This window comes from Nocardia yunnanensis (assembly GCF_003626895.1).
GTDB classification, from domain to species: Bacteria; Actinomycetota; Actinomycetes; order Mycobacteriales; family Mycobacteriaceae; genus Nocardia; species Nocardia yunnanensis.
The window spans coordinates 6706521-6718944 of record NZ_CP032568.1; the positions used below are offsets into that span (position 1 = coordinate 6706521).

Below are 12424 nucleotides of genomic sequence, written 5' to 3' on the forward strand. Positions count from 1 at the left end.
ACGGCGAATCCAGGCTAACCGGTCGAACCGGTCGGGTCACGCCACCGCCGGGGTGGTGAGCAGGGCGTGGCGGCGAATCCACTGTGCGACCGCCTGTCCGATGGCGTCGGGCTGGTCCTCGGGGCAGTGGTGCCCGGCGGGGCCGATGTTCACCAGTTCGGCCGCGGCGAAGGTGTTCACCGCCCAGTCCATCACCTCCGGCGAGCCCAGGCCGACACCGTGCTCGACGTGCATGAGCAGCTTGGGCACCGCCGGGCTGGCGGCCATCCACGCGTCGTATTTCTCGATGATGGCGACCACGTCGGCGGGCTCCCCGTCGAGCGGGAACTCGCGCGGCCACACCAGCATCGGCTTGCGCGACTCCGGGGTCGGGTAGGGCGCACGGTAGGCGTCCAGGGCCTCCAGGCTGAGCCGCTGGGTGGAGGCGGGCAGGTTGAACTCGATGAACAGATTGCGTTCGAGCACCATCTCCTCGCCTTCCGGAGATCGCATGCGGCGGAACAGTTCCGCGCCCTGCGGCGGCATCTCCGACCACCGCATGGGCCGCAGGAACGTCTCCACCACGGCGATGCCGCCCACCCGCTCGGGATGCCGTGCGGCCCAGTGCATGCCGAGCGCGCCGCCCCAGTCGTGGCCGACGATCACGACCCGATCCAGGCCCAGCGCGTCGAACCAGGCGTCCAGGTAGCGGGCGTGGTCGACCAGTCGGTAGTCGCTGTCGGGCTTGCCGGACGCGCCCATGCCGATGAGATCCGGTGCCAGCGCGCGGGTTTCGCCGCTCACGTGTGGGATCACATCGCGCCAGATGTAGGAGGAGGTGGGGTTGCCGTGCAGGAAGACGACGGGGACGTCGCCGCTGCCGGTGTCGGTGTAGTGGATGAACGAGTCGAGAATCTCGAGGGTGGGCATCGGTGGTGTCCTTCCGGGTGACTTGCCTACACCTGGTTGGACACGCCCGCGGACGCCCTGTGACGGACGCTAGCTATGACCTGGGTCACAGATCGGCATGACGCCCGGCTCCACGGTCAGGCCCGGGTGCACGCCCGGCGTCAGCCCGTTGCCGACGGAGATGCGCTGCAGCATGGCCAGCATGTGCGGCCGGTCCGCGGGCTCGAGCGGGGCCAGCAGTTCGGCATTGAGGCCGTCGGCGAGTTCCGCTGCGCGCGCGATGGTTTCCCGCCCGGCGGGCAGCAGGTGCACGGCGTGCGCGCGCCGGTCGACGGGATGCCTGCGCCGCTCGACCAGACCCCGCTTCTCCAGGGCGTCGATCAGGGTGACCATGACATTGCGATGGATGCCGAGCACCTCGCACAACTGCTGCTGGGTGCGGCCGTCATTGGCCTCGAGCATGCGCAGCGTGCCGTACTGCGGGGGGTTGATCCCGAGGGGTTCCAGCAGCTGACCGAACCGGTAGGCGGCGTGAGATCCCAACTGGCCCAGCAGGAATGCGGCGCTATCGAACAACGGCGGGCGTGCGGGATCGACGTCGGTCACCCCCCGATACTACATCAAGGCACAACTTGTGATTGCACTATTGATTGATAATCACTTCAGGTGCATAGTTTGTAGCGGGCCCTCCACACTCCCCCATCTCGAAGAGAGTTCGCAGTGGATACCGACACCTCCCCCACCCTCGATCCACGCCGGTGGATCGCCTTCGCCGTCGTGCTGGCCGCCGGATTCATGGACCTGCTCGACGTCACCATCGTCAATGTGGCCGTGCCCAGCATCCAGAAAGACCTGGGCGCGGCGTACTCGCAGATCGAATGGATCATCGCCGCCTACGTGCTGTCCTTCGCGGCGGTCCTCATCACCGGCGGCCGGCTCGGCGACATCTTCGGCCGCAAACGGCTGTTCCTGATCGGCGTCGCCGGCTTCACCGCCGCCTCCCTGGCCTGCGGGCTGGCCGCCTCACCCGCGCTGCTCATCGGCGCGCGCTTCGTGCAGGGTGCGATGGCCGGGCTGATGGTGCCGCAGATTCTGGCCATCATTCGCGTCACCTTCCCGAAGGAGGAGCGGGCCAAGGCGATCGCCGTGTACAGCGGCGTCGGCGGGTCCGCCTCCGCGGTCGGGCTGTCGCTGGGCGGGCTGCTCGTGCAATGGAATTTGTTCGGTCTGGACTGGCGGCCCATCTTCCTGGTGAACGTGCCGGTCGGTCTGGCGGCGCTGGCCGCGGCCGCCGTGGTGATGCGGGATTCCCGGTCCGCGCACGCGCCGCGGCTGGACATCGTCGGCATGGTGCTGGCGGTGTCCGCGGTGCTGCTGCTGGTCTACCCGCTCAACGAGGGACGCCGATTGGATTGGCCCGCCTGGACGTTCGCCATGATGGGCGCGGCCGCCGTGGTGTTCGCCGCATTCCTCGCTTACGAGCGGTGGCGCGCCCGCACCACCGGGTCGCCGCTCATCGATCTGGAGCTGTTCCGGTCGCGGCCGTTCACCGTCGGGCTGGCCAGCTGGCTGCTGTTCTGGGTCGGCTTCGGCGGGTTCTTCCTGATCTGGACGCTGTTCATGCAGGCCGGACTGGGCTGGTCGCCCATGCGGGCCGGGCTCACCTCGGTGTTCTTCGCGGTCGGCGCGGGCATCGGGGCGGGCGTGTCGGTGAGCGCGCTGGCGCCGCGCTTCGGCAAATGGGTGCTGCTGGCGGGCGGGGTGATCACGGCGGGCGGGTTCGGGCTCTACGGCGCGATGGCCGCGCACTACGAATCCGGTTTCGCCTCCTGGCAAATGGTGCCGCCGCTGCTGGTGACCGGCATCGGCTTCGGCATCGTGGTCGCGCCGACCATCGACATGCTGCTCGGTCAGATTCCCGATCGTGAGGCCGGGGCGGCGTCCGGACTGCTCAATACCGGGCAGCAGCTGGGTATGGCGCTGGGGGTGGCGCTGGTCGGCATCCTGTTCTTCGCGCAGCTCGACCACGATTCGGCGCACGGCGTGGATTCCGTTGCGGCACAGACCCGTACCGAGCTGGCCGCGACCGGGTTGCCGAAGCCGGCGCAGGATCAGATCCTCGCGGGTTTCCGGGCGTGCGTGCGGGACCGGTCGGCCGAGGTGGATCCGACCGTGGTGCCGGCCAGCTGCCGCGATTCCATGGCCGCCGATCCGCGCATCACCCAAACCCTCACGCGCGCGGGCGAAGACGCCAATGCCGTGAACTTCGCGCACACCTTCGATTACACGATGCTGTGGGGTATCGGGCTGATGGCGCTGGTCTGCGTCGGATTCCTCGCGCTGCCCGGCACCATCCGGCTCGAACAGCACGAGAGCGAGACCGGCGACGAGGAGCTCGTCACCGTCTGATCCCCACTCGGGGCGAGATCGGGGCGCGGGTTCGGTGAAAGCACCGGACCCGCCGCCCGTCCGGGGGAAGAATCCACCCTGTCACCGTCTTTCGAGGGGAGCCAGTCATGCGCGCGGCCGTGGTCAGCAAGGGAGAATTCCAGGTCGAGGACCTGCCGGCACCCGTCCCCGGACCCGGCCAAGTGCTGATCTCGGTGACCCGCTGCGGCATCTGCGGCTCCGACCTGCACGCCCGCGTGCACTGCGACGAACTCGCCGACCTGGCCGCCGCCACCGGCTACGACCGGTTCATGCGCTCGGATCAGCGCATCGTCATGGGACACGAGTTCACCGGCGACATCATCGAATACGGTCCCGGCACCCGGCGGCGCTGGAAACCCGGCACCCCCGTGGTGGCGCTGCCCATCCTGCGGGCCGGCCGGCAGCCAGAACTCACCGGGTTGTCGGTGTACGCGCCCGGCGGCTACGCCGAACAGGTCGTGGTCCAGGAATCCATGACCTTCCCGGTGCCCAACGGCCTGTCCCCCGACCACGCGGCGCTCACCGAACCGATGGCGGTGGCCTGGCACGCGGTCCGCAAGAGCCGAATCACCAAGGGCCAGACCGCCTTCGTCATCGGCTGCGGACCGATCGGACTGGCGGTCGTCACCATGCTGAAGGCCGCGGGCGTACGCACCGTCGTCGCCAGCGACCTCTCGCCGCGCCGCCGCGAACTGGCGGCCGCCTGCGGCGCCGACGTCGTCGTCGACCCCGGCGTCGAATCCCCCTGGGACGCAACCCCGAAGAAGTCCCGCATCACCGGCGCCTCGGACATCCTCAACCTCGGCTTCGACGCCATGGACCGCCTCCGCCGCCTCCCGAACATCCCCTGGTGGTACCTCTTCCGCGCCCTCCACACGCTCGACCGCGGCCCCTCCGCCCCCGTCGTCTTCGAATGCGTCGGCGTCCCCGGCATCATCGACCAAATTCTCACCGCCGCACCCCCACTCACCCGCGTCATCGTCGTAGGCGTCTGCATGCAACAAGACGCCTTCCACCCCGCCACCGCCATCAACAAGGAAATAGAACTCCGCTTCGTCCTCGGCTACAACCCAGGCGAATTCCGCGACACCCTCCACCTGATCGCCGACGGCAAAGTAGACCCCTCCCCCCTCATCACCGGCACGGTAGGCCTCGAAGGCATCCCCACCGCCTTCACCACCCTCGCCTCCCCCAACCACCACGCCAAAATCCTCATCGACCCCCAAAGCCCCCGAACCGCACCGTGAAGCGGGCCGGCGAGTGCCGGTCAGCGGTGTGGCGGCAGCGCCGGAAACGGCGTGGTGGGGGGTTCGTGGAGGATGGCCAGGAGGCCTTCGGCGCTGCGGGCGGCGGTGAGGCAGGCTTGGGTGAGGGATTGGTCGGCCAGGGGGTGGCGGCTGCGGGTGCGCCATTTGTGGATGGCGGCGAGGGCGGCTTCGCGTTGGGTGGGGAGGTCGGTGTGGCTTGCCAGGCCGAGGCGGAGGGTGGGGGAGACGCCGGCGCCGCCGATGAGGCGGTGGAGTTCGGCGAGATCGGCTGGGGGGAGAGGTAATTCGTCGGTGCGCAGGCGGGCGAGGAGGCGGAGTTCGGCGAAGCCGTGGACGTCGGCGAGGAGGGTGCGCACGCGTGGGAGGAGGGTGTCGGCGGCGGTGCCGGGGTGGGCGGTGAGGATGCGGGCCAGGGCGGTGAGGGCGGAGTGGGCCTTCAATTCGTCGGCACGCTGGGCGAATTGGACGTCCAGGACGGTGCGCAGTTCGTCGAGGCCGCTGCGCTGGGAGAGTTCGGCGGCGAGCGCCTGCGAGCCGCGCACGCCGAGCCGGATCAGGGTGACGGCCAGGCGGATTCCGAACAGTCCGAAGCGGGCGGCCAGGTGGGCGCGCATTTCCGCCGGGACCGGCAGCGGCAGGTCGGGGTGGGCGAAGCGGTCGGCCGACAGCAGGGCCGTGGTGAGCTCGTCCACCGGGATGGCGGCCAGCGCCTCGAAGGCGTCGTACTCGCGTTGACGCAGGGTGGCGGCGGCGAAGGCGAGCAGGCCGGCCACCGGAATCACCGACTGGCACAGGCCGGTTCGCTCCAGTTCGGTGGCGAAACGGGAGGCGACATCGCGCGCGGAATGCAGGGCGTCGATGCGGCCAGCACCGATCTCGTCGGCCCGCGACACCACGCCGATCACGCCGAGCGGACCCGAGAAACCATGCGGTGCAGCGTTGTACGTGCCCCTATTCACGCCTCCGGCGTGTCCGGTCACCGCGCCGCTGTTGCTGACCACGTCATCGTTCCCGGTTCCGCCGATGCTCTCCAGGAAATCGATGTCGGCGGTGTCGAGGCGGCGCAGCAGATACAGCACGGCATCGGCGGGCGGCAGGGCCGGACCGTCACCCGCGGGCGCGAACAGGCGCGAGGTGCGCGCCGACACCTCCCGCGACAGCGAGGAGATGCCGGGCGTATCGATGATGGTGGTCTGCGCCAGCTCCGCCGAGGGCCACTGCACCGACAGCTGATCCACCTCGCGCGGGGTCGGCGAATTCCAGCGCAGCGCCGACAGATCGAACGTGAGGCCGTGCGCACCGGGCAGGCCGTCGGCCCCGCGCCCCCGCCGCACCACCACATCCGCCGCGGCGCCGTCGCTGCTGTACGCCGTCACCTTGGGTGCCGAGCCATGGCGATACCAGGTGACCAGTCGCGTGCACTCGGTGGCGTCGGTGGGCGCGATGTCCTGACCGACCAGCGCGTTCAGCAGCGTCGACTTCCCGGCCTTGAGCTGCCCAGCCAGCGCCACCCGCAACGGCTCGTCCAGCCGCCGCGCGCACTCGTCCAGCTGCCCGCGCACGCGCGGGCTGTCGCCCAGCGCCCGCCGCGCCGCCGCCACCAGGCCCCGCGTCTCCGGCACCAGCCCGTACCCGGCGCCACTAGCGTCGTCCCTCATAGGCTCCCGATTCCGCCGCACACCGCTTCTTCACGCATCGCAGGACTGTCGCCCGGCCGTCCCGGATCGTTATCAGAACCGCGCAGGTCTCACAGCGATCTGACAGCTCCGCGACCCGATCCCGGACCCGCGTTGCAGCCTATGCGGTCGGGGGCGGAAGTTGCGGCCTGGTGCCCTGCGGCGACGCGGCCGCGGTGTCCGGGCCCAGCAGCGCATCGGCGTGCCGGCGCAGCTCGGCGACGACCCGCAGGCGGCGCTCCAATTCCGCGGCGCGCTCGGTGCGGCGGGCAGCCTCCAGGTTGGCGGCTTCCTGGGCGGCGCGCAGGGATTCGTCGATCGAGCGCAGGGTGCGGTCGGCGACGGCGGTGAAATGGTCGCGCAGCAGCCGGTGGATGCGGTGCAGCCGATCCTTGGTCTCCTTGCCGGTGTGGAAGGCGACGTCGTCGAGGTAGCGGCGCACCGCCAGCTTGGCGTCGGCGCGGCGCTTGGCCAGCCGGGCCTTCTTGTCGTCGCTGAAAGCCTTGCCGCCCAACAGCACTCCGGCGCCCAGCGACAGCGGGTTGATCAAGGCCAGCCCGGCCATGGTGCCCGCCATCCCCGCCATCACCACGCCGCCGTAGGAACCGCGCACCCCCACCAGCAGTTTGTGCCCCAGTCCCAGATCGGGTTCCAGGTTCGCCAGCGTGCACGACTCGGTGCGGGACGCGCCGTCCATGGTCTCGCGCAGCTCGGGCAGGTCCACCGCGCCCAGCTCGGTGAAGTGGGTGGCGACGTGTTCGGCCAGCCGCACGGCGCGGGTGCCGGTCCACACCAGATTGTCGCCGACCGCGGAACCGACGGTGGCGGTGAGCCATTCGTCCATGCTGTCCCAGTGCCGGCCGGGATCGTGCGCGTCGATCCAGTCCTCGGCGGTGCGGGCGATATCGCGCAGCCGCTGCCGCAGATCATGGTCGATATCCCCGGCCAGGTCGGTGATGCCGTCGCCGAGGGTCTGCTGCCAGGCCGCGGTATGCCGGTGCAGCTTCTCGGCCTCGGCCTTGGCGGCGTGCAGTTCCCGGATCGCCGCCGCGCCGCGCGCCGGATCACGCAGGGCCACCAGCTCGCTGCCCAGGGCCAGCGCCAAATGCTCGGCGGCGGAGGAGACATCGAGTGCGACGGCGCGCCGCAGGGCCGCCTGATCCCGGGCGACCACCTGCTCGCGCAGGAATTGGAACACCAGCCCGAAGCCGGACTCTCGACCCAGACCCTCGTCGCGCAGGCGCATGGCGTGCGCGCGCAGGACGGCCGACACCGGCAGGATGGGCACCTCGAGGTCGTTGGCACGCAGGTGTTTCCGGTTCGCCTCGAACACCTGCCGCCAGTGCGGATACAGATCGATTTTGGTGACCAGCACCGCCACCGCAGGACAGAGTTCCCGCACCTGCCGCAGGAAATCCACCTCGGCCTCGGTCAGCTCGGTGGAGGCGTCGGTCAGCATCAGCACCGCGTCCGCCGCTGGCACCTGACCGAGAATGCTTGCGGCACCAGCGCTTTGATGCCCGCAGAGACCGGGGGTATCCACCACCACGATGCCGTCGGCGAGCAACTGGCTGGGCGCCTCCACTTCCAGACGCAGCACGGCGCGTCCCTGCGGGCTGAGCACGGTGCTGCCCTGCGCGCCCCGACCGGTGAGGGCGGCGAAGCCGTCGAACGGCACCGGCTCCCGGACCTGCGCACCGCCGTTCGCGCCCGCGGCGATCACCGTCGCACCCGGCTGCGCGCCGTAGGACAGCACCGTGGTCACGGCCGTGGTCCGATCGTCGGCGACCGGGCAGACATCCAGGTTGATCAGCGCGTTGACGAACCGGCTCTTGCCCTGATTCCCCAAGCCCGCCACCACGATCCGCCGCCGCGGATCCCGGACCCGGGACGCCACCGTCTCCAGCCGATCGACCAGATCCCCGCGTTCGGCGCCGCGCGCCACCGCGATGGTCTCCGACACCATCGTCAACAGCGGATTCGCCGCCACCATGCTCGTCACAGCCTGCTCCCGTACCTGTTTCAGCCGATTTCGGTTCCGCGAGAACATCGCTCACCGCGGCCGGCACCGCGGTGAGCGACCCCTCACGTCACGAATGCAGCATGTCCCCGACGATGTCCCCACCGACATGCGTGCCCAGATCGGTATGCGCCGCGCCGTCACCGAACAGCGACGCGTCCGCCCCCGCACCGTGCACCCCGCCACCGAACGCCTGCGAAACATCCACGCCCGCCCACGGATTCGCCCCGGCCCCATGCAATCCCGCATCCACAGCCGACGCCCCATGCGCATCCAGCCCACTACCCACCTGCACCCCGCCCTGCGTAGCCCCGGACACCCCGGCGTCGACCCCGGTCCCCGCCCCCGCAACCGCGTTCCCCACCCCGGTCAACCCGGTATCCACACCCGTCCCCAACTGCGTCCCCAGCCCCGCCGCCGAATGCACCCCCACATCCAGCCCGGACCCAACCTGCGTCCCGACCCCCACACCCGCATTCGCGGCGCCTCCGAGCCCCGTTTCCAGCCCCGCCCCAACGTGGGTTCCGGCCCCCACCGCAGAGTTGAGTCCGGCATCCAGCCCACTTCCGACCTGAGTGCCCAGCCCCACGCCGGTATCGAGCGTGCCGTGCACTCCGGTGTCCAGTCCCGTCCCCAGTCCGGTGGCGGCGTTGCCCACCCCGGAAATACCCGTCTCCAAGCCACTTCCGACCTGCGCACCCAGATCCGCACCCGTATGCAGCCCGCCGTCGAGCCCACCCTGCAACCCGGCACCGAGGCCGGTTGCCGCGTTCCCCGCGCCCGAAATGCCCGTCTCCAAGCCGCTGCCGAGTTCCGCACCGGTGTGCAAACCACCGTCGAGCCCGGCGCCCACCTGGCTGCCCGCTCCCACCGCGGAATCGAGCCCGCCTTGCAGGCCCGCCCCGATGCCGGTCGCCGCACCGCCCACACCCGAAACGCCTGTCTCCAGGCCACTTCCAAGCTGAGCACCGAGATCGGTTCCGGCGTGCGCGGCCCCGTTGAGGCCGGTGTTGAGGCCCGCGCCCAGCTGAGCGCCCGCGCCGAGCGCGGTGTCGAGGCCCGCGCCGAGTTGGCCGCCTGCGCCGATCAGGGTGTCGGCCGCGCCGGAAAGGCCGGTCTCCAAGCCGGTTCCGAGCTGTGCGCCCGCGTTGGCCGCGCCGGTGAGGCCGGTCTGTACGCCCAGGCCCGCGTTCAATGCGCTGTCGATGCCGGTCTGGATGCTCGCGCCGACGCCGCCGGCGGCGTCGAGGGCTCCGCCCAGACCGGTCGTGAGGTTGACTCCTGCCTGGGTGGCCGCGTTCACCGCGCCCTGGAGGCCGGTCTCCAGACCCGCGCCCGCATCGAGCCCGGCATCGAGGGCGGTCGTCAGGTCGGCCGTGCCTTGCGCGCCGAGCGCGCCGCCGAGGTTTGTTTCCAGCCCGGTGGCCACGTCACCGGCGAAGCCGAGCGCCCCGCCGAGACCGGCGGTCAGGCCCGCGCCGAGGTCGGCGGCGGTGTCGACCATGGCGCCGAAGGTGTTGGTGAGGCCCAGGTCCAGGCCCGCGGCGGTGCCGCCGTTGAGGATCACCGACGTGGCGGCCGCGGTGCCGAGGTTGACCCCGGCCGTATCGCCGAGGCCGACCGAGCCGCCGACGCCCACATTCGCGCCGCCGTTCACGTCGGCGCCCACTCCGGCGTCAGCGCCGAGCCCGGCACCCGCGCCGAGACCGCCACCCGCGCCGAGACCGGCGCCCGAACCCAGTCCGGCACCCGCGCCGAGACCGGTGTCGGCGGCCAGTCCCGCGCCGCCCGCGGCGATGATGTCGGCCAGCTGCGAACCTCCCGCTACCAAGGCGGATTCGGCCACCATGGGCGCGACGGCGGCGATGTCCTCGGGCGTCACATTGTCGAGTCCGGCGGCGGCCAGTGCCGCGCCCGGATTGTCGCAATAACTGACCGCGGCCGTGTGGTCACGCAGCAGATTGAGGATGAACTCGAGAATTGCGTTGGGGCTCATGGCGAATCGTCTCCCTGGATGGGCGGGCCCCGATGACCCGCGCTGCTCGAATTTCCTTTCACGTTAGGAAGGCGAGTTGTTACGCGCAGCGGGGTGAACTCCCCCAACTTCGACGCCGCCCGACTAGGGGGAAAGGTGGACATTAGGGGAATTTCCCCATACCTGTCGGGGAATCGGTAACGACAGCCCCCCAGCTACCGACACCATCGGTGGGCCGCCCGGCCTGAACCAAGATTTTCGTACATATCGGACAGAACAGCTTTCGAGCGGCAGGCGTTTCAACCGAAGTGTGTTCTGTGAATGACAGGGGATCTCGAATGAGTCAGGGGCTGGCGCTCGGCATCACCGTCGGGTCGTCGAATACCGTCGCCGTGACGACTTCGGGGGGACAGCAGAGAGCGCATACGCGGCCCAGCATGCTGGGCACGCAGCCGGAGGTGCCGGACACCTTCCTGGCGCGGGTCGGGGATCCCGTGGACATTCGCACCCACGACGGATCCGCTGTTCGCGCGGCGGATCTGGTGGCCGCCGCCATCGGCCGCGCGATGGACGAGGCGGGCCGGCCCGCCACCGTGGTCGCCTGCTATCCGGCCTGGTGGTCGCAGCACACCGTGGAGATGCAGCGCGCCGCGCTGGCCGAGGCCGGACTGGATACGGTCGCCCTGGTCCCGGAGCCCGCGGCGGCCATGCGCTGGCTGCGGGAAGTGCACGAGTCCAGCCATGACGGCGCGATGGCGGTCTACGACCTCGGCGCCACCGGCCTGACGGTTTCGATCGCCCGCACGGGCGCCCTGTCGGGCCTGTTGGGCGAACCGGTACGTACCACTGCGGTGGCCGGCTCGGAATTCGATCTGCTGACGATGCGATACGTGCTCGGACACGCCGTCGGCGACAAGGATTTCGATCCTTTCGACCCGGCGGTGGAACAGGAATTGGCGGCCCTCCGCATTCGCTGCAGAATTGCGAAGGAAACTCTTTCCACAAATACCGCGACCGCGGTTCCCGTACGTTTGCCGGATCTCGGCCATTTGGACGTACGACTTGTTCGCGACGATATCGAAGATCTGTTGCGCGGCCCGCTGCTCGGTTCCACCGATCTGGTCCGCGAGGCGCTGCGCCGCGCGGGCGTCACCATCGGCGAACTGGACGGCTTTCTGCTCACCGGTGGCGGCGCGAGCATCCCGCTGGTAACCGAGCTGCTGTCCACCGAATTCGGCATTCCGGTCGCGGCCGCCGCCGACCCCGCGCACCTCAGCGCCCACGGCGCGGCCCTGCTCGCCGCCGACCTGCTCGCCGATCTCCTCGAAACCGATGCGCACCCGGCGATTCCGGTGGGCCGTGCGGGCCACGCCGAAGCCGACACCGCCCTCGCACCGCCACGGACCGCGGCCGGACTGCCGCAGCGCCTCACCGTCGAGTCCATCACCGGCTCCGCCGCAGCTGCCGGCACCGACCAGGGATCCGCCGGCACCGGCGAGGAAACGGCCGGCACCGGCAAGGACTCGAGCTCCCCTGCGCCCCAATCGATTACGCCGCTGCCGGAACTGCCGGACGCACCGCCCGGCGATACCCGCCGCTGGAAGCGCGTCGCCGTGTTCGGCGCGGCCGCCCTCGCGGTCGCCGCCGTCGCCACCGGCACCCTGGCCATGGGTACCGGCGCGATCTCGGCTCCCGCGAACAACAATGCGCCGCAAGCCCCTTCGACCTCCGCCGTCGCCCTGCACACACCCGCGGCGACCGGCGCGGCCGGCGCCTCGGCGGCCCCGGCGGCCGGCGGCGCGTCGGCGCCCGCCGTGGGCAGTCCCGTCGCCGCGACCAAGGCCGCGCAGCAGCCGGGCGGGAATTCCGCCCCGGCCGCCGGCGCCCCCGCCGGTACTCCGGCGAACACTCCGGCCGCGCAACAGAATCCGGCGGACCCGCAGACTCAGCAGCCCGCCCCCGCGCAGCCTCCGGCGCAGCAGCAACCGCCGCAACAGCAGCAGCCCCAACCGCAACCACAGCCGGTCACCGTGGTGCCGGCGCCGGCCCTGCCCTCGCCCCCCACGGGGGGCCTGAACAATACCGTCGATCAGCTGGGCAATGCGATTCCGTCGCTGCCCACGCAGGTCGTTCCGCACACCGGCGGCTGAGAGTTGGTTTTTCGTGA

At 70.7% G+C, this 12424-nt stretch carries 8 protein-coding genes; 3 read left to right on the forward strand and 5 right to left on the reverse strand.

All coding sequences use genetic code 11. The annotated features are described in order from the left end of the window. Window positions 1–36: 36 nt before the first annotated feature. Window positions 37–909 (reverse strand): haloalkane dehalogenase, encoded by an 873-nt coding sequence (locus tag D7D52_RS31425; RefSeq protein ID WP_120742179.1) that lies wholly within the window; start codon window positions 907–909, stop codon window positions 37–39. A gap of 69 nt (window positions 910–978) precedes the next feature. Next, window positions 979–1494: a MarR family winged helix-turn-helix transcriptional regulator gene (locus D7D52_RS31430; protein ID WP_162958671.1), complete on the reverse strand. Its 516-nt coding sequence runs from the start codon at window positions 1492–1494 to the stop codon at window positions 979–981. A 114-nt stretch (window positions 1495–1608) separates the two neighbouring features. Between D7D52_RS31430 and D7D52_RS31435 the strand changes: the two genes are divergently transcribed. Both D7D52_RS31435 and D7D52_RS31440 read left to right on the forward strand, forming a co-directional pair. Then, window positions 1609–3297: an MFS transporter gene (locus tag D7D52_RS31435; protein ID WP_222932709.1), complete on the forward strand. Its 1689-nt coding sequence runs from the start codon at window positions 1609–1611 to the stop codon at window positions 3295–3297. Between the two features lie 107 nt (window positions 3298–3404). Continuing rightward, window positions 3405–4565, forward strand: a complete 1161-nt coding sequence (locus D7D52_RS31440) for a zinc-binding dehydrogenase (RefSeq protein WP_120742181.1) — start codon at window positions 3405–3407, stop codon at window positions 4563–4565. Window positions 4566–4585: 20 nt separating this feature from the next. On the opposite strand, the gene D7D52_RS31445 is transcribed toward D7D52_RS31440, so the two are convergent. The 3 genes from D7D52_RS31445 to D7D52_RS38185 all read right to left on the reverse strand — a co-directional run bounded on the left by D7D52_RS31445 (window position 4586) and on the right by D7D52_RS38185 (window position 10278). Further along, complete coding sequence (locus tag D7D52_RS31445) at window positions 4586–6244, reverse strand: dynamin family protein (protein WP_120742183.1); 1659 nt, start codon at window positions 6242–6244, stop codon at window positions 4586–4588. Between the two features lie 139 nt (window positions 6245–6383). Continuing rightward, window positions 6384–8255 carry a dynamin family protein gene (locus tag D7D52_RS31450; protein ID WP_120742185.1) on the reverse strand — a complete coding sequence of 624 codons (1872 nt, stop codon included), beginning with the start codon at window positions 8253–8255 and terminating at the stop codon, window positions 6384–6386. Between the two features lie 97 nt (window positions 8256–8352). After that, window positions 8353–10278, reverse strand: coding sequence for an IniB N-terminal domain-containing protein (locus tag D7D52_RS38185; protein WP_187703062.1), 1926 nt, complete (start codon window positions 10276–10278; stop codon window positions 8353–8355). 317 nt (window positions 10279–10595) lie between these two features. Here D7D52_RS38185 and D7D52_RS31465 point away from each other — a divergent pair, with 317 nt between their 5' ends. Continuing rightward, window positions 10596–12407 (forward strand): Hsp70 family protein, encoded by a 1812-nt coding sequence (locus D7D52_RS31465; RefSeq protein WP_120742191.1) that lies wholly within the window; start codon window positions 10596–10598, stop codon window positions 12405–12407. Window positions 12408–12424 lie beyond the last annotated feature (17 nt).

Excerpts from the sequence above, each read along its gene's own strand:
- D7D52_RS31425 (WP_120742179.1), bottom strand. The coding sequence starts at position 909 with ATGCCCACCCTCGAGATTCTCGACTCGTTCATCCACTACACCGACACC.
- D7D52_RS31440 (WP_120742181.1), top strand. The coding sequence starts at position 3,405 with ATGCGCGCGGCCGTGGTCAGCAAGGGAGAATTCCAGGTCGAGGACCTG.
- D7D52_RS31445 (WP_120742183.1), bottom strand. The coding sequence starts at position 6,244 with ATGAGGGACGACGCTAGTGGCGCCGGGTACGGGCTGGTGCCGGAGACG.
- D7D52_RS31450 (WP_120742185.1), bottom strand. The coding sequence starts at position 8,255 with ATGGTGGCGGCGAATCCGCTGTTGACGATGGTGTCGGAGACCATCGCG.
- D7D52_RS38185 (WP_187703062.1), bottom strand. The coding sequence starts at position 10,278 with ATGAGCCCCAACGCAATTCTCGAGTTCATCCTCAATCTGCTGCGTGAC.
- D7D52_RS31465 (WP_120742191.1), top strand. The coding sequence starts at position 10,596 with ATGAGTCAGGGGCTGGCGCTCGGCATCACCGTCGGGTCGTCGAATACC.